The following is a 24,965-nucleotide window of genomic DNA, read 5'->3' on the forward strand; positions in this document are numbered from 1 at the left end:
TTCCTCCTTATAACACTTCAATCGCTTCGTCTAACGTGTGCACTTCTTGTTGTTCTTCGGCTAGTTTTTCTTTTTCAAACATGCGATAAAACGGATAATAAACCGCCATATTGGCAATAATACAGACAATCGTCAACCCTAGTGCGCGTGGGTCTAAACTCGATAGCACTTGCCCCAAACCAACTGGTACCGTTGAACTGACATTCATCACAGTCCGGTGCACCAGTCCAACACTCATCGCACCGTAACAAAGAAAGATATTCACCACTTGCGCACCTAAAAATGGCAAAAGAAAAATAGGATTCAGGACTATTGGCAAGCCAAATAGAATAGGTTCGTTAATGCCAAAAATTCCTGGCACAATCGCAAGTTTTGCCACAGTCCGTATCTGTATCGACTTACTTCTCATCATCAACAGCACCAAGCCTAACGTAGCTCCACCACCGCCGATAGCAACAAAATTAAAATAGAAAGATGACGTGACAATTCGAGGCAACTCACTAAGAGGTGTTCCCACCGCAAAAGCCGCTGCGTTTTCCAACGTATTCGCATCAAAGGAAGGCATGACAACCGATAAGATGGCACTACTGTGAATGCCGAACCACCAACCGATTTGCGAAATGACTGATGCCAGCGACACACCAAAAACGGTATCCACAGCGATATTTAACGGTTGTCCGATCATCATCATCAGCTGTGGAAAAGAGGTGGCGAAGACTTCTGCTAGTACAAGACGAATACTCCCCATGAAAAGAAAAACACAAGCAAGAGGAACTAATGCGCTAATCGATTCTTTTAAAGAAGCTGGCACCGTGTCGGGAAAATCAATCGACCCTACTTTTTTCCGAACCAAAAAATGATAAAACTCTACCGAAATGAAGGTCGTAAGAATTGCGGAAAATAAACCCGTCCCACCAAAATAGGTCGTATCCCAATGCCAGTCAACATACTGGCTATTGACTAAAAGGAACGAAACAAAAGCAACTAACATAGTCATAAAGACATTCATTCGCTGCTTAATAGCAGTATTGTAGGCAATTGCTAAACTCAAATAAATCCCCTGGCTCCCTAACGTAATGCCAAAGAGAAAATTCAGATGGGGACCGTACACTTCGGCAAGCTCTGCCCATTTTTTCATAAATGGATAGAAAAAGTCTTGCGGATTTAAGACATGATAGTCCACAATCGGCTGCGAGAGAATCAGCGCAAAAGAACCAATTAGGATTAATGGTAAAATCGTCATAAACGATGTAGCAATCACCACCAAATAGCGGTTACTGGCAAGTTTTCCTGCTACTGGCGAAAGTGTTTTTTCTAAACCGTGAGACATTTTTTCTAACGCTTTACGCATGGACATTCCCTCCCTGTAATAACAACTCACAGTAGCGTCCCCATGAAATGGCAATCGTCAAATGGTCTTGGGCATGGGACATAATCACGGAATAAGGAACCTCTTCTTCATTCGCCTCCGCCTGAATCAATTTCGTTTGCAGTGTATGCACCTGCGCCAACAGTGCCTGCCCTGCCTTAATAGACTCCTCAGCTGCCTCCTTTTCGTCTGTCAAATACAGCCGAGCACCTTCGAAGAAATAATCAAATGCATCACCTGCCACTCCGATAATTTGAAATCCCATCATTTGTACTTCATCTTTTGTCATTCCGTTTTCCTCCATCCTAGTCTCACCATACTTGCCGCAAATACTGTGCTACCCGCAAAAATCCATATATACGCCCAACCTTCCGCTGCTTGCCACGGTTCGTGAAAGAAAAAAATCGAAACACCTAACATCAACAGCGGATTCAAATACTGTAAAATTGCTAAAACCGTTTGTGGCAATCGCACACTAGCTTCCATAAAAAGCACCAATGGAAGTGCTGTTACCACCCCACTCATCAACAAACCAACATTAATCGTCCACTTTGGTTGTAACAGAGGCATTCCACCTATCATTAATAGCAACACAATAGGCAATAATAGAAACGTCTCAACCCACATCCGAATGAAAGGATGAATCTGCCCCTCTTTCTCTAACGCACCATAATACGCAACGGCTAGAGACATCACTAAGGGAATCAGCGCAAGTCTGGCTCCTAACAGACACTTCGTTATAATCCCGCCACACAAGAGTAAAATAGCCACCCATTGTCCCCGATTCAAGACTTCATGAAAACGGAAATAGCCAAAAAATACCGTAAACATTGGTGATAAAAAATAAGCAAAACTAGCTTCCGCCGTCTGGCCATGACTCACACAAAAGATAAACGCCGCCCAGTTTAAGCCAATAGCACCAGCCGCTTTCAACAAATTTCGTTGCAGCGAAGGTTGCTGAAAAATCTGATACAGCTGTTCCTTCAAAAAAGCCCAGGGAAAGTAGCACATACAAAGTACCGTCATCACAAAAAATGCCCACAAAATCCGGTACCCTAACAACTCCCACGTATTAATCCCATCCAAATAGCGCCAAAAAAGTGGCAAAAAGCCCCAAATCGTATAGGTCACGACGCCATACATCAATCCTTTTCTCAACTATTCACCTCCTAACAAAAACAGGCTTGCCCCCTCCAATTAATGGATAGGATCAAGCCTGCCGAACAGTCACTCTCTCTTCATTCTTGTTTTTGAAATACTTTTTCCACCCCTTCGTGATTTACCCACTCTCCTTTCTTTCGGCCAAAACCAATCCCACGCCCCACCAAGATGAGTTCTTTTTCTCCCGCAACAACCATTACTGCGTTACTACAAAGTACTTTGATGATTTTCATGGATTCGCCCTCCTTATTTTGAATAGAAAGCTCGCTTTTTGAACCAAACAAAAAAGGTATCGGACTTTTGCCCAATACCTTGACATAGCGAAATAAGCAGGCTTCTTCGCTAGAATTGTTCCTGAGAAAAAGGTAGTAATTCCCCCTTGAATTCGGTACAATAATAACGTCGATGCACAGCATTGACTATGGCAACTTGATGGGCCAGTTCTAGCTGACTAATCAAGGCTCTGTACTTTAGCTGCAACTAAAGTGCGGAGTGCCTTTTTTCTTTCTATTCAAAACAAGTGTAATGAAAACGATTCAATAAATCAAGCGAACACGCGCAAGTTTTTTGAAATAACGAAAAATAACAATATTAAGATGTTCAGTATCCAAAAAAAGAGCCATTCCACCTCTTCTTGGTCCGTAATCTATCCTTTATGTCTAAAGCTATGTTTTGCTTCAAGCCAGAGAAAGCGGAATTGATTCCTTATAGTCATGCCCGATATTTTTTTGTTTCGAAAAAGTTGTCCTATATTTTCCGCGAATATCCCATAAAAAAAGTATGCCCCTACATCGCCTGCTAACACGATTGCCATTTTCATCAATATCTTTCTCCTCCCTGCTCTTTATCCTATCTCTGTTATACACCCAAACGCCCCTTTTAGACATCGAAAATCGCTAGAATTAACTTACATAAATGAAAGCCCCTCTCGCCTTGATGAAAGGGGCTTCATTCTTTCGCAAAATACTCTTAAATAGTGAATCTACCGTCTATTTAATTGCCAGTATGCTATGCTAATGGTATGATTGGGCAAGAAGAAACGGAAAGCATCACACAGCGATAAGGAGGAGATTCATATGAAAAAAATGGTTGATATTTTTTTCAGTTTACTTTTAGTGTCATTGGTGATTATCTATCTATGGAAGTGGCAATCAGAGGGCACCCTAATGTGGCTTCCTGGGATTTTATTGTTTCTAAGTACACTATTAAACTGGATTTTATATCGGAAACTACTAGCGAAACGGTAATTTACCAAGGATTCAATACATGACCGAAACTCCGCCTGTTTTCTCTTATTAACGGGTATGCTATCATTCAATAAAAGGAGTTTTGCAGATGAAAAAGTGGCGAGAGGCATACCAAAATAGTAAACAACCCAATGAAGATTTTCTGTACTGGCTTCTAGTAAGAAAGTTATCCACAACTGGAAAAGTCATCCTTGCTGCGATTTTGTGGGGACTGTGGATGAAATATGCCTTCAATTTGGTGTTTATGCTGAATTTCTTCAAATTTATAATTGTCGTAGCAATCATTTACTTCCTCTATTCGCTGATTCACTTTCTAATGAAAAATTGGCAGCGGTAGTAGTCGCCAAAACCTGTGGAAAACTCACGTTCTAAAACTAAGGTAATTCCGCCTCTTCTTACAACAAAAAAAGTGAACAAACTAGAGTCTGTCCACTTAACGTCTAATTCCAAACTACCGATATCACGTAATAAAGGAGCATGATACCTACAAACGTTCCTAGCATCAGTAACACATACAACCAATTTTTCTTGCTGTAAGTAGCTTCTTTCCCGGTTCTCTTGCCAGCGGCCCACTTCCATAAATCAAAATTTGGCATTTGAAATCACCACCCTTATAGTGACCTTTCCCTACAACCTCAGTGAACAAAGCCTAACGACTCACAGAACAATCATGATTTGTTACTCTAATTATAGCATATTTCACCGTTCCAAGAAAACGCTTACCATTAAGAGCAAATTGTTTACATCTTCGTATTTACAACGAAGAATAACAAAAAACACAGCTTTCACGTTATACGTGTGAGAGCTGTGTTTTATTCATAACTCTAGTTCAAAAAGTCTTCTAAACGTTCTAGCATCGTTTTTGTTGTAAGACCAAATTCTTCTTGTAAGAATTCTGGTGTTCCTACTTGTCCAAAACGATTTTCAACACCAATCCGTTTCAACGGAACTGCTAACCCGTTATCTGCTAAAACTTCGGCAACTGCACTACCTAATCCACCGATGATAGAGTGGTTTTCTATAGTAATGACGCCTTTCTTACCCACTAGACGTTCTAATAGTAACTCTTCATCCAACGGCTTGATGGTGAACATGTCAACGACATCTGCCGAAATATTTCTTTCAGCTAATTGTTCTGCAATCTCAAGAGCTTCAGAAACCAATTGACCTGCTGCTACAATTAAATAGTCTTGTCCTTCACGTACTAGGGTAGTGTCTTCCAATCTTATTGTGTCATCAAATGTGGATAAACTGGTTTTAATAAAATATTCTGTTAGATTGCCTTATTATGAGTATTGAAATCTCAATAATTACCCACAAAATTCACAGCAGTTTGTGGGTACATTTTGAAATGACAAAATAATTTATTTTAGTTATCCACATCCGCCATACGTTGCTTAATAAGCGGCCATATTTGAAACCCAATCCAACAACCTAGAAGGTTCAGAAAAATATCACTCAATGCAAAGGTCCCTAAGTAAAAAACATATTGGATAGTTTCAATTCCAATAATGGTGAGGAGTGCAATCACAAAAAATTCTTTCACTCGTGCTTTCATCCCATACAAAATCCCTAATGGAATAAAATAGACCACATTTAGAAACGCTTCAGATAGGTGAACTCGTTCTAACTGTAAGAAATCAATAGGATTCCAGCTCACAGCATGATACTTTTTCGCTTTGGTAAATAACACGACAAACAACAGAAATAAATATACACTATAAACTAAATAGCTGTAGATAACCGAAAATTTTTGCCGTTCCCATTGAAGATAGAATAACCACGTAGCTAAAAAAACAAATAACATCAATATCACTTCAGTAAAAGCGAAGCGATCCATGACTTTTTCAATCCGTGGGTATCGTAATAAAGTCGGCATAGTTAGAAAGTGAACACTACACACACTCACCATTATTGCTATGAAAAAAGAGAGTAACCATTTTAACCAACGCATGTTATCACATCCTATAAAAAATAGCGCCCAACTTCGGACGCTATCGAATTTATTCTATTATAACGTAGCTGCTAAATCTTTGATATAAACTTTCAAGGCATCTTTGATTTCAGGATGTTTCAAGCCAAATTCAATATTTGCTTCCACCATGCCTAACTTATCCCCAACGTCATAGCGCTTGCCCATAAATTCGTGAGCAAAAACACGTTGCGTTTTATTCAAGGTATCAATGGCATCCGTTAATTGAATCTCATTCCCTGCACCAGGTGCTTGATTCATTAAAATATCAAAAATTTGTGGGGTTAACAAGTAGCGACCAATAATCGCCAAATCGCTCGGTGCATTCTTTGGTGACGGCTTTTCCACAAAGTTACGCACACTATAAAGACCTTTTGACACTTGTCCATCTGGTGCAATAATCCCATATTTTGAAGTTTCTTCATGAGGAACTTTCATCACCGCTAACGTAGCCGCCTGAGTCTCCGCATAGTTGTCAATCAACTGTTTAGTCAATGGTACTTTATCTTGCATAATATCATCGCCCAACATTACAACAAACGGCTCATCACCTACAAAAGCTTTTGCCTGTAACACCGCATCGCCCAAGCCACGAGGACGTTTCTGTCTGATGAAATGCAAGTTGATGTCTGTTGTTTCTTCAACCAACTTCAGTAAGTCATCTTTCCCTTTAGCTGAAAGATTTTGTTCCAACTCAATATTCGCATCAAAGTGATCTTCAATCGGGCGTTTTGCCTTGCCTGTAATCACTAAAATATCCTCAATCCCAGATGCAATGGCTTCTTCCACGATAAATTGAATCGTAGGTTTATCCACAATTGGTAACATTTCTTTTGCAACTGCCTTAGTCGCAGGTAAAAAACGAGTCCCTAATCCCGCAGCAGGAATGATTGCTTTACGCACTTTTTTCATTTATCTTCTCCGCTCTCTCATTAAAAATCTAACTTCTTTAATGAAGATAGTCATAAATAAGATCTTCCGAGTACTATATATTTATCATTTAGTATATACTTTCAGGGCTAGAAATTTAAAGATTAAATAGATTTAAGAATCTTTCTAAACAATAAATCATCCATTTTTGATCCCCAGTAAAGTTTGTAATTTCAATGTCACTTCTAAACTCATCTCTTGTTGGTCCACCCCAATTTTTGAAAAACTCATTAACCGGACGGGGCATAGGTAATTTAGGTCTAGGAGTTACACCAGGATACAAATCATTGTATATTTCCCGTAATATATATTTATTTTCTCCATTTCTAACTCTCTCTAAATCTAGTGGTTTCTTCATGATTAGTTTATTAAAAGGAGAAATAAATTCTATACCTGCAAGATTACAAGCATTTTCATATGAGGAGTTACTCTCCTTAAAGAAAACTTCGTTTAAAAATCCATGAACATCAACTTCACCATTAGTTTCATATGCTTTTATAGGGCTAATTATTTTTTGAAAGTCCTTTAGAACTAACTCAGAGTCTACAAAACTATATCTTTTATAAAATTCTTCAACAGTATAGTCTTTAGATAACAAGCCACTCAACCCACCAAATACTGCATCTGCAGCCTCTCCAAAAAGCAGTTTCTCATAGCCCATATTTTTCGCGACAGAAGCAGCTTTATAAATCTGAGGCTCAATAGAATGAATTGGTGCACCTTTTTGAGTCATTAAACTATCTATACTGGAATCATAATCATCCCAAGATATTTTAATAACTTCATGATCTAATTCATTCATTTTAGCCACTTCTCTAGCAATTTCTACCTCAGATACACTTTCCTGTAAATCCGGTTGGAAAGTAAAAGCTTTAGTTCCCTTGGGTACCAATCTGGCTAAAATTGCTGAATCAATGCCTCCACTAAGCATTAGTGCTGTAGAATCTTTGCTACTAAAAGTATCATTTATCGTTCGCTTTATATTTTCTAATGTATCCCCGCTATCTAAAACTTCAATTCGTTTACTGCTACTATTATAGTAGTGAGGAATAATCTCATCAGAGAAAGATTTATTTTCATCTACTATATATCTATATGTTAGGTATGAATTCATACAATACTTTTTATCAATCATCCTGATTCTCCCTAGCAAGCTTCAATGCTTGTGTTATTTTAGTTGATGAAACTCCCTTTGTATATGGAAAATAAACTATGTCAACATTTATCTGGCTTAGTTCTTCTTCAAACGCTCTCCATTTGTCTGTATCATACCAGTCATCACCAACAAAAAGAACATCTGCATGGAGCTTTTTACACATTTTGACTTTATCCATATCATATTGTGGTACAACAGCATCGACCCACTTTATGTTTCTAACTATTTCTGCTCGATCTTCGAAAGGAATGATAGCTCTTTTTCCTTTATAAGTTACTAACTCATCGACTGTCACTCCGACAACCAGCTTGTCACACATACCCTTAGCATTTTTTAAAAGGTTTAGATGACCTATATGAAATAAGTCATAGACTCCCGAAGTATATCCAATTATCATGATAAGTTCTCCCTGTAATATTTATAAGAATTGTGAATATCTATTTTCTCTGCTTTATGAGACGGAACCCTATTCTCTTCACTTGGAAGTTCCATATAATTTCCGTACTGATTTCTTAAATATGTATCAAATCCCTTAGGAACCCTTATAGTTCCATCTTCAAAATCAGTTTCTACATATCCTCTAAAATCCTCCGTCTTAAAAGTTATCCTATCCATTGCAAATGACCATAAGAAAGCAGAACTACTTGCATTTTCAAATGAATATTTCTTAACTAATCTAAGATATAAATTTAGAAAAAAATCCTTAGGAAATAATTTAGCAGGCCAAGTAATTTTTGCAAAAAATTTACTTTTTTTTGAATTATCAGAAAAGTAACCAAATTTTTGAGTTCTATTCAGAAGTAATAGTACCTTCAAACGTAAATAGAATAGCTTCTTACTTAAATTCTTCTCAGGAATACCATCTAATGGCATGATATCAATAAAAATCCCTGAATCTCTCTCTGGGTACTCTTTTAAATTTTCTTGTATAAAAGTTGTTGTAGTTTTGTGTACTTTTGAATGTACAACTTCATTATAATAAATACTTTTCTCATCTCTTAATTCAAATGGAAAAGGTAATTCTAGCTTCAAGTAGTACTTCAATTTTTCATAATCGTCTCTTGGCAACGCTATGTCTAAATCATCATCCCAAGGAATAAAACCAGCGTGCCTAACTGCACCTAAACAAGTACCCCCTATTGCGAAATAATTTAAGTTATGCCTCTCACAAATTTTTCTTACTTCTTTAAAAATACTGTTTATTTCATTTTGTAGAAGCTCTATTTTCAATTCTAAATTATCTCCTTTCGATAATAACCGTGCTAGTGAAAAATAAGTAGCATATACGAAATCACAAAATAATTGCTTTTCATTAACGTTCCTTTAGAATAAAGAGTTTTTAATTTTTAAAATATCTTCTTTAAAATAAATCAAATAGAAAATAATTACAATAAACAGCATTCCTACATTGATTAGGTTACCATAGTATGTAAAGACGCTAGATGTAACAAAATATACTGCACAAGAAATAATGAAATCTTTCCAATATACATTTACTTGGAGCGTCTTATTAACTAATTGCAGTCTTCTTATGAACATTACAAAATATCCTAAAGTGAGGGAAATAGTTGCAGATTGAATGCCCAGAAAGTTTATTGTTAATAGTAAAAAGACAATATTTACTACAGCACCTGATAAAGTAGTGGTAAATATTATTTTTGTTTTCTTTAGAGTACCTATTATACTTGATAAAAATGAGGAATACGCAGTAAAAACAGCTGCCAATATTGTAAATGGAACTAGATAAATTGCCTCACTATATTTCGAATCAATAAATATTGGAAAAATAAACTTTATGAAAGGAATCGTTATAGTAGCACCACCTAGTATTACAATTAAGAATTTATTTAGCGCTTTTGTATAAAAGCATCCCAGATCTTCATTATTAGTACCCGCCTTAGAAAAGCTGAGTTCTTGCCACGCCATTTGAAAAGCTTGAGTAAATAAAGAAATGATTGCTCCAAATTTTCCGACAATAGCATATAGGCCGTTTTCAGATACTGAAAGAAAATTCGCTATAATAATTCGATTTGCTCCCGTTAGCAACCAATACGACACGCTATTTACACTTAATGGAATAGAATATTTCAACATTTCATATAACACTTTATAATCGTAGTATCTCATTTTTATAAATTTGAAAAAATGAATTTTGTATCCTACATAAACTGCATTCACAACCATACCTATTATAGTGGAAAGATATATTGCATAGTATTGCATCGAGAATATTTTCAAAAATAAAAATGCAGTAGTAAACGTAAATATGCTACCTAAAATACCTCCAATTATGAATGTCCGATTATCTCCATATCCCCTTGAAACATAGCCAACAACTTGTTGTAGTACTGTCGTAAAGCCCACAAGAAATATCCATATTGGATATTGAAATATATTACCAAAAATTAAGTTGGCAATTAAAATAAATACTCCATACAAGACAGTAGAAGATAAAAATATTAATAAGCCATTGTATACTGGTTTTTCTTTGTTATCTTTATATTCAAATATAAATCGTAGAATTCCTCCATAAATATCTAAATAAATTGATGACCATAAAATGGTAGCGTATGCTAACTCCAAATCATAAGTACCATACTCTAATGGTGATAAACTTTCAGTATATATTGGTAGCAAAAAAAACTGAATCATTTTGGTAAAAATAGTACCAATCAAATACACACCAGTTCCACGTAATACTCTTTTTAAATCATTCATATTAAGCTCCAAATCTTATTTTTAGAAAGACTAGCCATGAAAGTACCCAATTACTTTATACAGAAATTTAGGAATAAAATAAATGGCCATAACGAACCCCATCAAATAAGCAATACCGTTCATTAAATCTCCTCGTAAAAAGAAAATTAGAAAAACAGAAATGAAAATCCCGACAAAATTATCTACACCATCTCGATTTAAGAGTTCTATGACTTTCCTTCCAAATATTGACAATACTATTGCAAATAGAATCACTCCAAGAAATCCGTAAGCTAAGTATCCTTCCCCTACAAAAGGATTAGATAGATTATTAAACCACATTGCATGATAGGTTTCTAAGTAGTTTCCTATCATCTGCCCAGAACTTAGTGGTTTAGTCATCCACAAACTTCTAGGAATAAAAAATAAAATTGCTCCAATAAGGTTTGCAAAATTCAGTACCCCATAAGTATCAACATACTGTATATCTGCTAATAAATTAGAAAAGGCATCATAATCCAAGCTAATATAGCCTCGATTAAGTTGTCCAAGAATATCAACTTCGCCTAAATTATTCAATCCACCAGCATTAGTAAAAATTTGTATCAATGGGAAAAAGATAGTTAGAGAAGCCAGTAATAATAAAGTATATATATTATTCAAGTTCTTACTACGATAAAAAAATAGCAGTATAGATAGATATAATGGACCTATCGCATTTCTTTTCTCAATAAGAGGGTTTTTCACCAAAATTAGTAAAATTATACAAAATGTTAGAAACAATTTTTCCTTCTTCGTTAGTCTTTTTCTTGTTGATAGGATATTTATGATTGGAAAAAGAGGGAAAAAGAATATGCATTTGTATATTATCAATTCTTTCGTAGAATCTAAATTCAATTTTGAATATGCAAATTTATCTGTCATTTTCAGAATAATTTCCGAGAAATTTGTTATAAAAAAAATCAAAAAAATAGAAAGCATTATAATATAGATATAGTTGTTGATTGTTTCGTTACTAAAGTCAGTATATGCTATTTTCTTTCCTGATTTTCTTTGCATTATTAACGATGAAATCATATAAACAAATAGAAACATAGAGGTGATAAGTAATCCTCTAACAACTATTTCTTGACTAGCAACCATCGTATTTGGAAAAAATGATTCTCTCAGTTGATTTATAGGAGCAATTATGAAAAAAATTATGAAAAAAATTACTATAGATAAATTAAAATAATTATTTTTTCTTGAAGTACTGAATAAATATAATAAAACTATTAGTGAGTTCGCAAGAAAAAAGCTACTGATTATAACCGTATCAATGTTTGATGTTATAATCCAAATTGAAGAGCCTATCCAATATAACACACCTAAAAATATTCCTAATTTAAAACTCATTATTACCCCTCTTCATAAATGTCAATATATTTCTTAAAACTATCCCATTTATCATAATTATGGGCAATAGCTACACACTGTTCTCGTGAAATTAGAGGTATCTTCTCATCGAGGGCTTTAACTACACTATTCAAATCTCCTCTTTTAATAACACATCCTACACTTTCCTCTATAGCTTCTCCACTCCCACCAGAGTCATATGTTATCACTGGAGTGCCACAAGCCAATGCTTCTATATTAGTTGTAGGAAAATTGTCTGCCAATGTTAAATTGATAAAACAATAGGCTTTAGAATACCACTCTCGTAATTCTGAAATATCGGATGTTCTCGAAATATGCACAGCATTTCTAATTTTTTTAATTTGCTTTTCTAATTCGCCGATTATAACAAATTCGTATTTTTCATTACCTAAAATACTAATTAATTTCCTTATTTCTTCATATCCCTTACGTTCCTCCCAAATACTGGCAACAAAAAGCAATATTAATTTATTACTTTTAAGTTCATTCTTAAAATCAGGAAAAAATTTTTTCAAATCTATTCCATTATTTATAGTTCTAATATCGTAGCCATCTAAGTAGCTGGTTTCTAAAATATTACTAAGCCATTTTGAAGGGCTCACAAGCGTCAGCTGATTGGTAGAAGTGAAAAATTTCTTTTTCTGTTTCAAATTGTTCCACAATCTAAAATATGCTTTGGGATATTCTTTCAACAGCACTCTACTTCTCTTATCAGCTTCAACATTATCAATATAAGCTCCGTGCATTGATAGAATCCACTCATCATGTAATGTCCAAACTATTTTCCCTTTATATTCTTTGGATAAAAATTTGAACAATATTGGATAGTTAATGTAATAACCATGCAAATTATGTAAATGGATTACATCTGGTTGATATTTCCTTACAAAATTAAGAAAAAGAAGTGTCGAGATTTTAGAAGCAAATCCATGTCTATCAAATAATCTAGTTTGAAAAACATGATTATATACTGATAATTTATTGCCTATTTTATATATATTAATCCTACTATCATTATTAAATGGTTCTCTCCCATAAGCAATTATTGTTTCGTGTCCACGTTGTGATGATATTTCATATAAATCAGTACAGATTCTTCCTGTACTACCAAATCCACAAAAGGAATTTACAAGTAATACTTTCATTTACTCCACACCACACGATTCACATAATCCGTATAACTCAAAATAATTCGCAATACTTTTTCAGAAACATTAGGCATTGAATAATCTGCCACGTGACGCAACGTATCTTTTTTCTGTGTCTCTAAGACTTTCAATCCTTGCAAAATTCTTTTTTTATCTAATCCCACCATCATCACACTAGCTTCTTCCATTGCTTCAGGTCGCTCATGTGCTTGTCGTATATTTAAAGCTTTGAAGCCTAAAATAGAAGACTCTTCACTAATAGTACCACTATCACTAAGCACTGCTTTTGCATTTAATTGTAATTTATTGTAGTCATTAAATCCCATAGGTTTCATCGTTTGAACAAGTTCATTAAATTTAATACCTTTAGCTTCAATCATCTTCATAGTACGTGGATGTGTGCTGATGATAATTGGTAAACCATAGCGTTCAGCAATTGTATTGAGACTGCCTATTAATCCCATGAAATTCTTTTCAGAATTAATATTTTCTTCACGATGCGCTGATACAACAAAGTATTCATCTTTTTGTAGATTTAATTTTGTCAAAATATCCGAGTTTTCAATATCTTCCTTACGAGAGTTCAATACTTCAAACATAGGACTACCTGTTTTAATGATACGGTCTGCAGGTAACCCTTCTCTTAATAAATATTCCCGTGCAATATCACTGTAAGTTAAATTAATGTCAGCAGTATGGTCCACAATTTTACGATTTGTTTCTTCTGGGACCCGTTGATCAAAGCAGCGATTTCCCGCTTCCATATGAAAAATAGGAATGTGTCGACGCTTGGCAGCAATCGCACATAGACAACTATTAGTATCACCTAATACTAAAAAGGCATCTGGGTTTACCTCTTCTAAAATAGGATCAATTTTAATTAGAATATTTCCAACAGTTTCAATAGCTGTTCCAACAGCAGCATTTAAGAAATAATCAGGCTTTCTCAATTTGAAATCTTCAAAAAAAACTTCGTTCAGTTCATAGTCATAGTTTTGTCCTGTATGCACTAGCACATGCTCAATAGCTTCAGATTCTTCTAATCGATTAATTACTGCTGCTAAGCGGATAATTTCTGGCCGTGTACCGACAACAGTCATAACTTTAAGTTTCTTCATATTAAACCTCCACGTAATAAGTATCTGGATGAGCTGAATCGAATGGTTCATTAACCCACATGACGGTCACCATATCGGTAGTGCCAAGATTTTCAATATTATGTGTATAACCAACAGGAATATCAACTACTTCTAGTTTTTCACCTGACACAAAGTATTCAATGACTTCTTTAGAATCAATATTTCGAAAACGAATTACTCCAGTTCCACTAACTACTAAAAATTTTTCATTTTTAGTATGGTGCCAGTGATTTCCTTTTGTAATACCTGGTTTTGAAATATTAATCGATACTTGTCCACGATCAGATGTCCTAAGAAATTCAGTGAAAGAGCCGCGCTCATCTATATTCATGTTTAAGGGATACGAAAACTCATCTTCTGGTAAAAAACTCAAATAAGTGCTATATAGATTTTTTTCAATCCTATAATCAAAATCTGGTAAAGAGAGCGTATGACGGCTTTCTTTAAAAGATTCAATCATTCGTTTTAATTCACCAATTGATATTTCATCAATTTCCTTAACTATACAGAATTGTTCGGCCTTTGTTGGATAGCCTTTTAAACAATTCAAAAGTTCTGAAACAACATCGTCAATGTAACAAAGTGAAATTTTTGCATTAGCGTCATTCACCTGAACTTCTTCACCACGAGCAATTTTATAGCAAAAAGTGGCAACAACTGTATTGTAGTTAGGTTTTGACCATTTACCGTACAGATTTGCAAATCGATACACATATACATGCGCACCAGTTTCTTTTTGATAATCAAATAGTAAATCTTCTCCAGCTTTTTTACTCAATCCATACGGGTTATCAAGAGCTGCTTGAATAGACGAGGAAATCATTACAGGACAAGTGTTATTATACTCTTTCAACAAATTGAGTAGCTTAGAAGTAAAGCCGAAATTTCCTTCCATAAATTCTGTCTCTTCTTTAGGACGATTAACACCAGCCAAATGGAAAACGAAATCAGCCTTATAGCAATATTCTTCTAATAAATATTCTGGGGTATCTAAATCATATGAAAAAATATTTAGATAGCCTTCATTTCTCAATTGAGCAATCAAATTTCGACCCACAAACCCTTTTGCTCCTGTTACTAAAATATTCATTTAGCTTTCCACGCTTTCAGTTCTTCTCTAACATACTCTAATTCAAGTAACTTTTCCTTAATTTGAGGGATTGTTAAGCGTTCCGTATTATCAGAATTGTATTCATTTTCCTGTGAAAGTTTCTTGTCTCCTTCCACAAAATACTTATCATAATTTAAATCTCTATTATCTGCTGGCACTCTAAAGTAGTTTCCTAAATCCTCTGCAACTAGATATTCTTCTTTTGTCAGAAGCGTTTCATATTTCTTTTCCCCATGACGTGTACCTATTATCGCTATTTCATTATCGACTTCGAAAAGTTGTTTAATAGCTTCTGCTAAATCTCGTATTGTAGATGCAGGAGATTTTTGAACCATTCTGTCTCCGGCTTCTGCATTCTTAAAGGCAAAAACGACTAATTTGACAGCTTCTTCTAAGCTCATTAAGAATCTTGTCATATCTGGATCTGTAATAGTCAACGGCTTTCCCGCTTTTATTTGTTCTATGAACAATGGAATAACTGATCCCCGAGAAGCCATTACATTACCGTATCTGGTACCACAAATTACTGTGCCACTTTCTGCAACACTTTTTGCTTTTGCCACAAAAACTTTTTCCATCATTGCCTTTGAAATTCCCATGGCATTGATTGGATACGCCGCTTTATCTGTAGAGAGACAGATGACTTTTTTAACGTTACATTCTACAGCAGCACTCAATACATTATCTGTTCCTAAAACATTCGTTTTAACTGCTTCAATAGGAAAAAATTCACATGATGGAACTTGTTTTAGGGCAGCTGCATGGAATAGATAGTCCACACCATACATCGCATTTTTCACACTGGTTGAATCTCTAACATCACCAATATAAAATTTCAATTTTTCATTATGATACTTCTTGCGCATATCATCTTGTTTCTTTTCATCTCTAGAAAAAATCCTAATTTCTTTTATATCAGACTTCAAAAATTCTTTCATAACAGCATTCCCGAATGAACCTGTTCCTCCAGTGATTAATAAAGTTTTACCGCTAAAATCTTTCATATCCAATTATACTCACACTCTTTTCAATTTTTTTAACTCGCTCAATGTTTTATCCATAAATTTTTCTTTTGTAAAGTGATTCAAATAGTACTTATAACCATTTTTACCTTTACTATTTAAAAGTTCTTGATTAGAAGACATGCACTTCAGCATATTAAGAGAAAGTAATTCGCTATCCTCTGGTGGCGAAACCCATCCACAATCAGATTCTTCAATAACAATTTTAGCTTCACCACTTATCGCAGCAACAATCGGTTTCCCCATTGCCATGTATGATTGTGTTTTACCAGGTAACGTATAGGCAATTTTTTCATTATTGATTAAAGTTAAGAGCATTGCATCAGCAGCTCTATAATATTCAGGCATTTGCGTTAGTGGTTTATTACCTACGAATGTGACACGATCAGCTATGCCTAATTTATTGGCTAGTTGTTCGCAATTTTCTTTAGCAACACCATCTCCAACAATTAAGACTAAAAAATCATCCTCAATCTTATTCTTTAAAAAATAAGCAGCCTTTATAATAGTTTCTACACTTTGTAAATTACCGATATTTCCAGCAAAACAAAAAGTAAATACTTCATGCTTTGTAACTTCTTCTATAGAAAATATATCTTCAGCATGTTGAGGAATATAAGACGGTACCGATAGATTAGGATAATACTCTTTAAAATAGTCTATAAATAATTGTGAGGTCACAGAGATACTGTTGACTCCACCGTAAACTTTTTTACTTAACCAGTAGGCAGTCTTAAAAAATAAAGAATCTTCATCCATGCCTCTAGAAGATACCGCTTCTGGCCATATATCCAAACAATATAAATGTACATTTATTTTTTTAAATTTTTTTATGAACAATGCTGGAATTGCCATTGTAACAGGATTTAATTGATATACATAAACTACATCAAAATCAGATTCCAAGAAGCAACTTTTTATACTGGCAGTTACGACATATGATATATAATTGAGCAACATAAACATTTTGCTCTTTCTTCTTGGAATTATTGGGCATCGTATTACTTTAACACCATTAATTGTTTCGACTTTCCTTCCTATCAAATATCCCTTTTTTATTTTCCCTTCTGGATAATTAGGCTTTCCTGTCAAAACAGTGATTTCATGTCCCTGGCGGACCATTTCCTCAGCAATATCATTGATTCTAAACTGCTCTGGAAAGTAATGTTGACAAACAATCAAAATCTTCATCTATTACTCCCTAATAAGCCCCATTTGGCTTCAAAATAATCTTAATAGTTCTAAATATTAACTTTATATCACAAAGTAAACTTTGACTTTTTATGTACTCCAAATCCAAATCGACCATGTCATGGAACCCGACATCGTTCCGGCCGCTAACTTGCCAAAGTCCTGAACAACCTGGTTTTACGTAAAGGCGTTGAAGGTCATAGCGAGTATATTCAGCTACCTCACGTACCAAAGGTGGGCGTGGACCGATTAGACTCATATCCCCTTTAAGAACATTCCAAAGTTGTGGAATTTCATCGATGCTTTTAGCCCGAATGGTTTTCCCAATTTTTGTCACGCGAGGATCGTCCTTCATTTTGAACATCGCGCCCTCAATTTCATTTTGATCCAGTAATTCCGCAATTTTTTCTTCCGCATCTACACACATAGAACGGAACTTATACATTTTGAAGGTCTTCCCGTTCGTCCCAACCCGGTCTTGACTGAAAAACACAGGACTTCCTGGCTCTTCTTGACGAATTCGGTAAGCAACATAGATGAGTAATGGACTAGCCAAAACTAACCCGACTGCGCTACCCACAATATCAATCAAACGTTTCATGCTTAAATAAAAAATTCTATTTTGAACAGAGCTTTTATCTAACCAGACTTCTTCTGATCGAACGGAAGCTTTTGGTAATTTGTCTAAAATATCAACCTCTTGCTTTTCCATATTGTATCCCCCACTTTTTTCATCTTTACGACCCTATCGCTGTATACCCCTTTAACACAACGGGATCGCCATTGATTACATCTTTACAGGTTTGATCCATTTTCTCAATGACAGTTTTTCCAAAATCTTTTTCAATTGTTGCGTAGGCCTCTTTCAGATAAAAATCCCTCGTTTTTCGAGAATGTGCATCTGAAGCGACCATCTGCACAAGTCCGTGCTGGACGAATTCTTTGCTTAGTTTTTGAACGGTTTTTCCAAAGACGCCAACGATACTTGGTGCAGTTAATTGCGCTAAGCAGCCCATATTTAGAAAGCCTAATAGGCGATTGGGCTCGTCTTGGAAGCCAAAGTTACGTTCTGGATGAACGATGATAGGGACTTTTCCCATAGTTCGTAATTCGTAGAGTAGTTCCTCGGCATAATCAGGAATTTCCCTTGTAGGGAATTCCGTGAGGAGGTACGTATCTTCCACATCTGTAAACAGAATTCGGTTTTGCTTGATTTCTTCAATCAGGTTGCGGTGGATTCTGACTTCTTGACCTTCAAATAAGGTCAGGGGAATCCCACGCTGGTCAAATTCTCTTTGCAACTGCGGAACACGTTGCAAAATCTCATCTCGTGGATTTTGGTAGCGTTGATTATGATGTGGGGTACACAGGATATGTGTAATGCCTTGATCTACCGCTTTTTTTGCCATCTCTAGCGATTCTTTTAGATTTTGGGCACCGTCATCGATACCTGGCAAAATATGGCAATGTAAATCCATCATAATCAACAACCTCCCTTATCCGTAATAGTAATAGCTGCTGTCGTCGCCTTTTTTAGCGGCATTATAAACGACGCCTAAGATATTTGCTTTAGCAATTTTTAGTAAATCATATGCTTTTACAAGATTTTGTTTCTTTGTTTGACGTTCCCGCACAACAAGTAACGTTCCGTCTGTTTTGGCAGCTAAGATCTGCGCATCGGTTACTGTCGCAACAGGTGGCATATCAAAGATAATCAAATCAAATTCTTGACTCAGCTCTGCAATGACTTCTTCCATGCGTTTAGAACCTAGCATTTCTGAAGGATTTGGCGGTTTTGGACCACTTGGCATCACCCATAAATTTTCTACTATTGTTGTTTGGGCATAGTCCTTACTATCTGCTGTACGGTCTCCTAAAAGATTGCTCAAACCACGAGCATTCGGGATCTGGAAGGTCAAGGCAACGGTCGGTTTCCGCAAATCGGCATCTACCAGTAAAACCCGCTTGCCACTATTGGCAAATACGACCGCCAAATTGGCAGAAGTGGTAGACTTTCCTTCACTTGGTCCTGATGAGGTCACGACCATCGTTTGTAATTCTTTATCCACAGACGTGAACTGAATATTGGAGCGAATTGTGCGATATTGTTCCGTAATAGTAGAATTTTGATCCGCGATTGCCACGAGGGAAACGGGTTCTACTTTTGATTTCTTTTTAGACATGAGCGTTTCCTCCTTTAGACGCGTGTCCGTGAACGACGGCTAGGCATCTCTTCATCAGACTCTTCTGTTACGGTCGGTTGCGTCGTTTGTGTTGCTTGTGGTACGTCAATCTTAGGCGCAAGGTCTAGTTTCAACCCTTTACTTAGTTCTTTAGAGCTGATTTCACTGATTACCCCCATAATTGGCAACTCTAATTCTTCTGTGATAATCCGTTCATCTTTGACGGTTTTATCCAATAATTCAAGTAAAAAGGCTAGTCCAATCCCAATCATCAAACCAAGAACAGCCCCAATGGCAACATTCAATTTATTGTTTGGTGAAACGGGACTTGGGTTCACTTGTGCTTGGGAAGTAATCGTTACTTTATTGACATCTAATACGTCCGTGGCCTTTTCTTTAAAGATATCTGCTGTTACATTGGCGATATCGGAGGCCTTATCAGGATTATCTGACGTGGCTTTAATTTGGAACATTTGTGAATTTTGTGATTGGACCACCCTGACGATTTCTTTCAACTCTGCTTTGGATAGATCATAGTCCATCTCTTTGGCTAGTTGATCCTGCACGTCGTTTAGTACGACATCGCCCATAATCATATCTTTATACGTGTTGATTAAAAGGACATTCGCATTCACGTCTGCTTGTAGATTGGCATTTGAGCTATCATTTTTGGATTGCACGATTAATTCAGCTGACGAGCTATACTTCGGGGTAATTAAGAAAAATGTGACCCCTGCGGCAACAGCTAAGCCGATTAAAAAGCTAAAAATAATCAATACCAGGCGTTTCTTCAAAATCCCGAAAATTTCGCCTAAACTGATGGTTTCTTCCATTTACGTCTCTACTCTCTTTTTTTAGTTTTTGCTGCGGGCGACTTTCTTCCGCATCCCTTCACTGATAAACCAACAAATAATGGCTATCATTATGACTACTCCGCCCCATTTGATAAAGGTTAAAACAAAATCATTTAGATAAGTAATCAAAAATCGGTACATCGACTGTGAGGTAATCCCCAGTCGATCAATCGTTCTAGAAAAATAAATAATGGCTGGTAGCGTTAAGAGCATCAAGCCACTGCCGCCTAGTGTATAGGCAATGTAGCGGAAAATCTGATGCCGCCAGCGACTGGTTAAATAGATGACCCCAATAAATAGAATCAAAAACAGGGCGCCACATAAAATCATAAACAGCGTCAAGGTATTTGAATAGGCCATCACTTTTCTTCCGTAAGTCAAGATGTACGGAATTTCAATGAATTGATCAAAGCTTGAGACAGCCGCATCCTTAAAGGTTTGAACGGCTTGTTTGGTATTTTCCTCAGTGAGGTCATAGCCCTTTTCATCTGCATATGCTTGTATCTTTTCATCTAAGTTTTTTTCAATTTGTTCTTTACCGTCTACGGAAAAAGGTACATCCGTGTAGATTCCTCGAATGTAGCTATCAATGTTCTCTTGAACGAGGCTTTGCGGTACAACCTCTTCAAAGATATCTTCTGAGAAATTACTGCCTCGCCCTAGGTCGGCTATTCGAGTATTAATCTCGGTGGTAATGGTCGCGGCATACTGACTTTCCTTTGTTGCCCGAATCATGAACTCTTGATTAAACAAGGTCATCTTCAGGACGCCAAGTGCTAATAGCGCAAACAGTACGAGGGAACAGATGAAAGCTAGAATCCATCGCGAGACAGTTTGCATCGTTGAACGTTTTCGCATGATTCCCTCCTACTTTGCTGGATTGATGACAGGCCCTTTGACTAAGTCACAAAAAACGAAAACCCGCTCATCTGTCATCCCGATACTATCAACGGGGTAACAGGTGTAAAAAATAATTTTTGGTGTATCACGTTGTTCCAGTGCTGCCTCAATTTCAGGATCGTCTTTATGACGAATATCCATCTTTGTTACCTTGTATTCATAGTTGGCGTACGTCGTTTTCACCTTGACGATATCACCCTTTTCGATCCCTATGAATTTGCCAAATCCGTAGCCGTTATGAGCGCCGATCAAGCTAGTGCCCACTTCTCCAGGATACACGGAACCCATATATTGGCCCGCTCCTTGACGTAAAATCTCATCGGTATCACCGTAGTACAACGGCATATCCAAGTCCAATGACTCTGCAATCACTTCGCCGTATTGATATCCACCTTTAGGATATTCAATCTGGCTAGAAGGAATCTCATCGTCAGCATCTTTTTTGATCTCTTCATCATTTACAGCAGCGAAGGCGTCTTGTTGTCTCTCAAACGTTGGTACGTCCGCCAAGAGAAACAGTTTCAATGAAGAAGATGCGAACTGGATAACAGGTCTGCCGACCACGTACATTAGTGAATAACCCACCACTAAAAAGAGGATAGGAGTAATAAACATTACTCCTATTCTTTTCAGTAGTTTTCGCTTGTTACGCAAGACGTGCTTTTTTACCTACTACAAACGCGCCTGCTGCGATCACTAGTAGAGCCCCAACAGCGACCAAACTTGTCACATAGTTCATTCCTGTGTTTTTGATCGTGCTGCCTGTGCTGAAGACTGGTGAAGTAGAGCCATCCGCATTTTGTTTTCCTAATTGGATGTCGCCACCATTCCAGCTAAGCACAACTAGACCTAACGCATCCGCTGCCGCTGTTACGTGACTTTGGATTTGTAGGATCACATCGCGAGGCAATGCTTTAACTAAGTCTTCTAAAGTTGTGACATTTGTTGTGTCGACATCAACAGAAGAAAGTAATTTTTGCACTGCTTGGATGTTGCTGACTACTGTGTTTACTTGCGCAGTAGTCAAGTCGTTTTGCTTCAGATAGTTTTCTGCTTGAGTTGTATACTTAGCTGTTAAGTTAAACTCTTTGCCGCCAACAGTCACAGGTGTGTTTAAAGCATCCATGATTTGTTGTTCTTCGGCAGTAATAGCACCATCAGCGAAAGCTGGCGTTGCTAACATGAAAACCGCTAGAAGCGATACCACAAAGCTAACAAGTTTCTTCATTCATTGGACCTCCTTCTTATAGATTTGGAAAAGGGAAAAACCCTATAACCACATAATTTAGGTCAGGTAATGTTCGCGTTTCACATAACAGTTGTGTTTTTTCTGTGAAGATTTGTGTAAAAAAACATACCTAACATGATAAACTATACTACAATTTGGAGGAAGGAACAATTCAGATTCCGTAATATAACACGCAATTTATGAACCAACTATGTGCAAAAGATGGAATACTTCTCATCAACTAGTAAAAATCGTCTGCTATTTGTCGAATGAAATCGAATATTTTACTATTATTTTAGAATTTTTTTTCGATTCACTGGTATTTTGGAATTTTAAGCCGACATTATTTGTCGTTTTCGAGGTCTGTCATGTAATTTTTATTTTTCTCTATCTCTTTTTACTTTTAAAAAATATAACATTGTAAATTTAAATCCATTTCTCAAAATTTTCTTTTCTCTATTAAACTAATGGAAAGCGTTTACTTAAAAATGCACCCAAGCCGGAGAGTTGCCGTATAATTATCCGCAAAAAAAGACGAGGAGATAACAGTTTCGTTATCTTCTCGTCTAGCGGTTATTGCCACAGAATAGCAATAAGATAGTACAGCAGCATGATTCCGACAAAAGCACCTAGCATGCCTAAAACATACAACCAGTTTTTCCAGCTGTAGGTAGTTGCTTTCGCCGTGCGCTTGCCCGCCGCCCATTTCCATAAATCATATTGATTCATCTCACTCACATCCTCTGCATGATGCGCCTTTTGTAGCTAACATCCGTCAAGGGGAACTAGATATTGACGACATAAACATTGCAGTTGGCATGGTTAATGACATAGTTGGTGGTCGATCCGACTAATAGTTTTTCCAGTGCGTTGAGACCCGTCCGACCAATCACGATCAGATCCACTGGTTCTGCGCCTTTGGAATAGCTGGTGATGATTTCTTTCGGTGAGCCGTATTCCACATGGGTCACGACTTCGCCGACGCCTTGTGCCAATGCTTTGGCCTGGCGGTCTTCCATCTTGCGTTCCTGTTTCTCAATGACCTCATCGTACATTTGCGGGGTATTTAGCGCAATTTCACCAAAATAGTTGCCGGTACTTTCAATGACATAGAGCACGTGTAAGGTAGTATCACCGTCGGCCAATGAGACGGCTTCTTTAAACGCCCGTTCACTGGTCTCGGACCCATCTACTGCGACTAAGATTCGTTGGAATTTTTTCATGGTGCTCACCTCCTACCTTAATTATACCATCTACCTGGAAGAACTCGTAGCGGAATGCTAGTCGATAATCTCATTTTTTCCTTCTGCGGTCAGCTGCGCTAGGCCTGTTAACATTTTCTGAATTGCTTCGTCTGGATGGCGTTCCCAACTGCCTAATTCTGCGACAACTTTCAACGGTTCCTTTGAGCGGTGAGACCGCGTAGGATTACCAGGAAACCGTTTGTCTGTCAAATTCGGATCATTTTCAAAATCTCCAGTTGGTTCCACCAAATAGATATGTTCAGCATCTGACCCGCGACTGAGCTCAGCACCCCACTTGGCAGCATCTAAGGTCGCTGAAAAATAAATGTAGTTAGAGATGCGGCCTGCCTCATAATTGGACTCTCGGCGTGGTTCAAGCAATCCGCCTAATGGCAATTCTGCCTTGGTACCGTGGAAAAATGGTCCTGGATCTAATACGTCTGACATTGCATTCGCCCCTTTCATGGTCACTATACCACGAGGCTCGGACAAAGAGGTACTGAGAAGTTTTCCGTGAAAGTTGAGTTAAGCAGACTAAAGAAATCCGTACCTTTTCACACACCTTAAAAAGCTTACTTCCCACAACAGGTGCAAACGGAAAAAGGCGGCGTAAAATCTGCCGAAATTCTAATGATGAGAAATAGTGACGAAAAAGTTTATATAAACGGCTTAACCAACCGAGAAGTGGTGCTTCATAGGGCTTTTGAAATAAGGAACGAATCAACTCTTGGCAAGGCGTTACATCACGGCTTGCTAAACGCCGCAAAACCACGACAAAAGCGACTTCTCGCAGCAACAGGCAGGCATCCGGTTCCTCTAGATAATGCTGGCGAATATGCTTTTCTAAAAAACGATCACTATTTTCTGCAAATTGTCGCGGCTTCAATGATGAACAACGCATCCCAATCCCTCCCTCTCTACCTATAATACGAAAAAAGTACGTCGTTTGTTTCCACAAAAAAATCAACCTAGAGATCCGTTAAGATCCTAGGTTGAT

At 36.9% G+C, this 24,965-nt stretch carries 31 protein-coding genes and 1 pseudogene; 3 read left to right on the top strand and 29 right to left on the bottom strand.

Annotated features, from left to right (window positions below):
- Positions 1–7 precede the first annotated feature (7 nt).
- From ECA01S_RS09405 to ECA01S_RS14180, 5 genes are all read right to left on the bottom strand, one after another.
- Positions 8–1,351 (bottom strand): PTS sugar transporter subunit IIC, encoded by a 1,344-nt coding sequence (locus ECA01S_RS09405; protein ID WP_067394485.1) that lies wholly within the window; start codon positions 1,349–1,351, stop codon positions 8–10.
- Positions 1,344–1,658: a PTS sugar transporter subunit IIA gene (locus ECA01S_RS09410; protein WP_067394488.1), complete on the bottom strand. Its 315-nt coding sequence runs from the start codon at positions 1,656–1,658 to the stop codon at positions 1,344–1,346. The genes ECA01S_RS09405 and ECA01S_RS09410 overlap by 8 nt, the downstream gene beginning before the upstream one ends.
- The gene (gene rarD, locus ECA01S_RS09415; RefSeq protein WP_245631214.1) at positions 1,655–2,527 is read right to left on the bottom strand and encodes an EamA family transporter RarD; all 873 of its coding nucleotides are present in this window, start codon (positions 2,525–2,527) and stop codon (positions 1,655–1,657) included. The genes ECA01S_RS09410 and rarD overlap by 4 nt, the downstream gene beginning before the upstream one ends.
- Positions 2,528–2,607: 80 nt before the next feature.
- Positions 2,608–2,763 (bottom strand): CAT RNA binding domain-containing protein, encoded by a 156-nt coding sequence (locus ECA01S_RS14375; protein ID WP_169792776.1) that lies wholly within the window; start codon positions 2,761–2,763, stop codon positions 2,608–2,610.
- A gap of 413 nt (positions 2,764–3,176) precedes the next feature.
- Positions 3,177–3,344, bottom strand: a complete 168-nt coding sequence (locus ECA01S_RS14180) for a hypothetical protein (protein ID WP_169792777.1) — start codon at positions 3,342–3,344, stop codon at positions 3,177–3,179.
- A 262-nt stretch (positions 3,345–3,606) separates the two neighbouring features.
- Between ECA01S_RS14180 and ECA01S_RS14185 the strand changes: the two genes are divergently transcribed.
- Positions 3,607–3,777 carry a hypothetical protein gene (locus ECA01S_RS14185; protein WP_157490291.1) on the top strand — a complete coding sequence of 57 codons (171 nt, stop codon included), beginning with the start codon at positions 3,607–3,609 and terminating at the stop codon, positions 3,775–3,777.
- Between the two features lie 88 nt (positions 3,778–3,865).
- Entirely contained in the window at positions 3,866–4,114 is a 249-nt protein-coding gene (locus ECA01S_RS09420) for a hypothetical protein (protein ID WP_067394491.1), read from the top strand.
- Positions 4,115–4,217: 103 nt separating this feature from the next.
- Here the strand turns inward: ECA01S_RS09420 and ECA01S_RS14190 are convergent, their stop codons facing one another.
- The 24 genes and pseudogenes from ECA01S_RS14190 to arr all read right to left on the bottom strand — a co-directional run bounded on the left by ECA01S_RS14190 (position 4,218) and on the right by arr (position 24,415).
- Positions 4,218–4,373 carry a hypothetical protein gene (locus ECA01S_RS14190; RefSeq protein ID WP_143139593.1) on the bottom strand — a complete coding sequence of 52 codons (156 nt, stop codon included), beginning with the start codon at positions 4,371–4,373 and terminating at the stop codon, positions 4,218–4,220.
- A 228-nt stretch (positions 4,374–4,601) separates the two neighbouring features.
- Positions 4,602–4,985: pseudogene (locus tag ECA01S_RS09425) on the bottom strand (transketolase C-terminal domain-containing protein); the annotation flags it as partial.
- A gap of 161 nt (positions 4,986–5,146) precedes the next feature.
- Positions 5,147–5,656: a VanZ family protein gene (locus tag ECA01S_RS09430; RefSeq protein ID WP_306304207.1), complete on the bottom strand. Its 510-nt coding sequence runs from the start codon at positions 5,654–5,656 to the stop codon at positions 5,147–5,149.
- A 132-nt stretch (positions 5,657–5,788) separates the two neighbouring features.
- A complete protein-coding gene (gene galU / locus ECA01S_RS09435; RefSeq protein WP_067394497.1) occupies positions 5,789–6,661 on the bottom strand; it encodes a UTP--glucose-1-phosphate uridylyltransferase GalU in 873 nt (290 codons plus the stop codon).
- 115 nt (positions 6,662–6,776) lie between these two features.
- Positions 6,777–7,814, bottom strand: coding sequence for an asparagine synthase-related protein (locus ECA01S_RS09440; RefSeq protein ID WP_067394500.1), 1,038 nt, complete (start codon positions 7,812–7,814; stop codon positions 6,777–6,779).
- Positions 7,807–8,232 (bottom strand): FAD synthase family protein, encoded by a 426-nt coding sequence (locus tag ECA01S_RS09445; protein WP_067394503.1) that lies wholly within the window; start codon positions 8,230–8,232, stop codon positions 7,807–7,809. The genes ECA01S_RS09440 and ECA01S_RS09445 overlap by 8 nt, the downstream gene beginning before the upstream one ends.
- Positions 8,229–9,065, bottom strand: a complete 837-nt coding sequence (locus ECA01S_RS09450; protein WP_067394506.1) for a LicD family protein — start codon at positions 9,063–9,065, stop codon at positions 8,229–8,231. Before ECA01S_RS09450 ends, ECA01S_RS09445 begins: the two co-directional genes overlap by 4 nt.
- Before the next feature lie 93 nt (positions 9,066–9,158).
- Complete coding sequence (locus tag ECA01S_RS09455; protein WP_067394509.1) at positions 9,159–10,553, bottom strand: lipopolysaccharide biosynthesis protein; 1,395 nt, start codon at positions 10,551–10,553, stop codon at positions 9,159–9,161.
- A 30-nt stretch (positions 10,554–10,583) separates the two neighbouring features.
- Entirely contained in the window at positions 10,584–11,927 is a 1,344-nt protein-coding gene (locus ECA01S_RS09460; protein ID WP_067394513.1) for an O-antigen polymerase, read from the bottom strand.
- Positions 11,928–11,929: 2 nt separating this feature from the next.
- Entirely contained in the window at positions 11,930–13,093 is a 1,164-nt protein-coding gene (locus tag ECA01S_RS09465) for a glycosyltransferase (RefSeq protein WP_067394516.1), read from the bottom strand.
- Positions 13,090–14,214 (bottom strand): non-hydrolyzing UDP-N-acetylglucosamine 2-epimerase, encoded by a 1,125-nt coding sequence (gene wecB, locus ECA01S_RS09470; protein ID WP_067394520.1) that lies wholly within the window; start codon positions 14,212–14,214, stop codon positions 13,090–13,092. Before wecB ends, ECA01S_RS09465 begins: the two co-directional genes overlap by 4 nt.
- A 1-nt stretch (position 14,215) precedes the next feature.
- Positions 14,216–15,325: a capsular polysaccharide biosynthesis protein CapF gene (locus ECA01S_RS09475; RefSeq protein WP_067394523.1), complete on the bottom strand. Its 1,110-nt coding sequence runs from the start codon at positions 15,323–15,325 to the stop codon at positions 14,216–14,218.
- Positions 15,322–16,350, bottom strand: coding sequence for a polysaccharide biosynthesis protein (locus ECA01S_RS09480; RefSeq protein WP_067394970.1), 1,029 nt, complete (start codon positions 16,348–16,350; stop codon positions 15,322–15,324). The genes ECA01S_RS09475 and ECA01S_RS09480 overlap by 4 nt, the downstream gene beginning before the upstream one ends.
- 12 nt (positions 16,351–16,362) lie before the next feature.
- Positions 16,363–17,559 (bottom strand): glycosyltransferase family 4 protein, encoded by a 1,197-nt coding sequence (locus tag ECA01S_RS09485; protein WP_067394525.1) that lies wholly within the window; start codon positions 17,557–17,559, stop codon positions 16,363–16,365.
- Between the two features lie 10 nt (positions 17,560–17,569).
- Complete coding sequence (locus ECA01S_RS09490) at positions 17,570–18,271, bottom strand: sugar transferase (RefSeq protein ID WP_067394527.1); 702 nt, start codon at positions 18,269–18,271, stop codon at positions 17,570–17,572.
- A gap of 25 nt (positions 18,272–18,296) precedes the next feature.
- Positions 18,297–19,040: a tyrosine-protein phosphatase gene (locus ECA01S_RS09495; protein WP_067394530.1), complete on the bottom strand. Its 744-nt coding sequence runs from the start codon at positions 19,038–19,040 to the stop codon at positions 18,297–18,299.
- Between the two features lie 15 nt (positions 19,041–19,055).
- Positions 19,056–19,742 (bottom strand): CpsD/CapB family tyrosine-protein kinase, encoded by a 687-nt coding sequence (locus ECA01S_RS09500; RefSeq protein WP_067394533.1) that lies wholly within the window; start codon positions 19,740–19,742, stop codon positions 19,056–19,058.
- A 14-nt stretch (positions 19,743–19,756) separates the two neighbouring features.
- Positions 19,757–20,575, bottom strand: coding sequence for a YveK family protein (locus tag ECA01S_RS09505; protein ID WP_067394536.1), 819 nt, complete (start codon positions 20,573–20,575; stop codon positions 19,757–19,759).
- A 21-nt stretch (positions 20,576–20,596) separates the two neighbouring features.
- Positions 20,597–21,454: a hypothetical protein gene (locus tag ECA01S_RS09510; protein WP_067394539.1), complete on the bottom strand. Its 858-nt coding sequence runs from the start codon at positions 21,452–21,454 to the stop codon at positions 20,597–20,599.
- Positions 21,455–21,463: 9 nt separating this feature from the next.
- Positions 21,464–22,111, bottom strand: coding sequence for a class D sortase (locus ECA01S_RS09515; RefSeq protein WP_067394542.1), 648 nt, complete (start codon positions 22,109–22,111; stop codon positions 21,464–21,466).
- Positions 22,112–22,142: 31 nt separating this feature from the next.
- Entirely contained in the window at positions 22,143–22,724 is a 582-nt protein-coding gene (locus tag ECA01S_RS09520) for a hypothetical protein (RefSeq protein WP_067394545.1), read from the bottom strand.
- 573 nt (positions 22,725–23,297) lie between these two features.
- Positions 23,298–23,462 carry a hypothetical protein gene (locus ECA01S_RS14195; protein ID WP_169792775.1) on the bottom strand — a complete coding sequence of 55 codons (165 nt, stop codon included), beginning with the start codon at positions 23,460–23,462 and terminating at the stop codon, positions 23,298–23,300.
- 47 nt (positions 23,463–23,509) lie between these two features.
- A complete protein-coding gene (locus ECA01S_RS09525) occupies positions 23,510–23,947 on the bottom strand; it encodes a universal stress protein (protein WP_067394548.1) in 438 nt (145 codons plus the stop codon).
- Between the two features lie 57 nt (positions 23,948–24,004).
- A complete protein-coding gene (gene arr / locus ECA01S_RS09530; RefSeq protein ID WP_067394550.1) occupies positions 24,005–24,415 on the bottom strand; it encodes an NAD(+)--rifampin ADP-ribosyltransferase in 411 nt (136 codons plus the stop codon).
- Positions 24,416–24,598: 183 nt separating this feature from the next.
- Between arr and ECA01S_RS14380 the strand changes: the two genes are divergently transcribed.
- The gene (locus tag ECA01S_RS14380; RefSeq protein WP_071858958.1) at positions 24,599–24,895 is read left to right on the top strand and encodes a hypothetical protein; all 297 of its coding nucleotides are present in this window, start codon (positions 24,599–24,601) and stop codon (positions 24,893–24,895) included.
- The last annotated feature ends 70 nt before the right edge of the window (positions 24,896–24,965 follow it).

The organism is Enterococcus canis NBRC 100695, from assembly GCF_001544375.1.
In the GTDB taxonomy this organism is placed as follows: domain Bacteria; phylum Bacillota; class Bacilli; order Lactobacillales; family Enterococcaceae; genus Enterococcus_H; species Enterococcus_H canis.

Excerpts from the sequence above, each read along its gene's own strand:
- ECA01S_RS09510 (WP_067394539.1), bottom strand. The coding sequence starts at position 21,454 with ATGCGAAAACGTTCAACGATGCAAACTGTCTCGCGATGGATTCTAGCT.
- ECA01S_RS14380 (WP_071858958.1), top strand. The coding sequence starts at position 24,599 with ATGATGAGAAATAGTGACGAAAAAGTTTATATAAACGGCTTAACCAAC.
- ECA01S_RS09405 (WP_067394485.1), bottom strand. The coding sequence starts at position 1,351 with ATGCGTAAAGCGTTAGAAAAAATGTCTCACGGTTTAGAAAAAACACTT.
- ECA01S_RS09515 (WP_067394542.1), bottom strand. The coding sequence starts at position 22,111 with ATGTTTATTACTCCTATCCTCTTTTTAGTGGTGGGTTATTCACTAATG.
- ECA01S_RS09490 (WP_067394527.1), bottom strand. The coding sequence starts at position 18,271 with ATGGAAAAGCAAGAGGTTGATATTTTAGACAAATTACCAAAAGCTTCC.
- ECA01S_RS09500 (WP_067394533.1), bottom strand. The coding sequence starts at position 19,742 with ATGTCTAAAAAGAAATCAAAAGTAGAACCCGTTTCCCTCGTGGCAATC.
- arr (WP_067394550.1), bottom strand. The coding sequence starts at position 24,415 with ATGTCAGACGTATTAGATCCAGGACCATTTTTCCACGGTACCAAGGCA.
- ECA01S_RS09485 (WP_067394525.1), bottom strand. The coding sequence starts at position 17,559 with ATGAAGATTTTGATTGTTTGTCAACATTACTTTCCAGAGCAGTTTAGA.
- galU (WP_067394497.1), bottom strand. The coding sequence starts at position 6,661 with ATGAAAAAAGTGCGTAAAGCAATCATTCCTGCTGCGGGATTAGGGACT.
- ECA01S_RS09525 (WP_067394548.1), bottom strand. The coding sequence starts at position 23,947 with ATGAAAAAATTCCAACGAATCTTAGTCGCAGTAGATGGGTCCGAGACC.
- ECA01S_RS09440 (WP_067394500.1), bottom strand. The coding sequence starts at position 7,814 with ATGATTGATAAAAAGTATTGTATGAATTCATACCTAACATATAGATAT.
- ECA01S_RS09420 (WP_067394491.1), top strand. The coding sequence starts at position 3,866 with ATGAAAAAGTGGCGAGAGGCATACCAAAATAGTAAACAACCCAATGAA.
- ECA01S_RS09520 (WP_067394545.1), bottom strand. The coding sequence starts at position 22,724 with ATGAAGAAACTTGTTAGCTTTGTGGTATCGCTTCTAGCGGTTTTCATG.
- ECA01S_RS09480 (WP_067394970.1), bottom strand. The coding sequence starts at position 16,350 with ATGAAAGATTTTAGCGGTAAAACTTTATTAATCACTGGAGGAACAGGT.
- ECA01S_RS09445 (WP_067394503.1), bottom strand. The coding sequence starts at position 8,232 with ATGATAATTGGATATACTTCGGGAGTCTATGACTTATTTCATATAGGT.
- ECA01S_RS14185 (WP_157490291.1), top strand. The coding sequence starts at position 3,607 with ATGAAAAAAATGGTTGATATTTTTTTCAGTTTACTTTTAGTGTCATTG.
- ECA01S_RS09505 (WP_067394536.1), bottom strand. The coding sequence starts at position 20,575 with ATGGAAGAAACCATCAGTTTAGGCGAAATTTTCGGGATTTTGAAGAAA.
- ECA01S_RS09430 (WP_306304207.1), bottom strand. The coding sequence starts at position 5,656 with ATGCCGACTTTATTACGATACCCACGGATTGAAAAAGTCATGGATCGC.
- ECA01S_RS14180 (WP_169792777.1), bottom strand. The coding sequence starts at position 3,344 with ATGGCAATCGTGTTAGCAGGCGATGTAGGGGCATACTTTTTTTATGGG.
- ECA01S_RS09475 (WP_067394523.1), bottom strand. The coding sequence starts at position 15,325 with ATGAATATTTTAGTAACAGGAGCAAAAGGGTTTGTGGGTCGAAATTTG.
- ECA01S_RS09455 (WP_067394509.1), bottom strand. The coding sequence starts at position 10,553 with ATGAATGATTTAAAAAGAGTATTACGTGGAACTGGTGTGTATTTGATT.
- wecB (WP_067394520.1), bottom strand. The coding sequence starts at position 14,214 with ATGAAGAAACTTAAAGTTATGACTGTTGTCGGTACACGGCCAGAAATT.
- ECA01S_RS09460 (WP_067394513.1), bottom strand. The coding sequence starts at position 11,927 with ATGAGTTTTAAATTAGGAATATTTTTAGGTGTGTTATATTGGATAGGC.
- ECA01S_RS09410 (WP_067394488.1), bottom strand. The coding sequence starts at position 1,658 with ATGACAAAAGATGAAGTACAAATGATGGGATTTCAAATTATCGGAGTG.
- ECA01S_RS09495 (WP_067394530.1), bottom strand. The coding sequence starts at position 19,040 with ATGATGGATTTACATTGCCATATTTTGCCAGGTATCGATGACGGTGCC.
- ECA01S_RS14190 (WP_143139593.1), bottom strand. The coding sequence starts at position 4,373 with ATGCCAAATTTTGATTTATGGAAGTGGGCCGCTGGCAAGAGAACCGGG.
- ECA01S_RS09465 (WP_067394516.1), bottom strand. The coding sequence starts at position 13,093 with ATGAAAGTATTACTTGTAAATTCCTTTTGTGGATTTGGTAGTACAGGA.
- ECA01S_RS14375 (WP_169792776.1), bottom strand. The coding sequence starts at position 2,763 with ATGAAAATCATCAAAGTACTTTGTAGTAACGCAGTAATGGTTGTTGCG.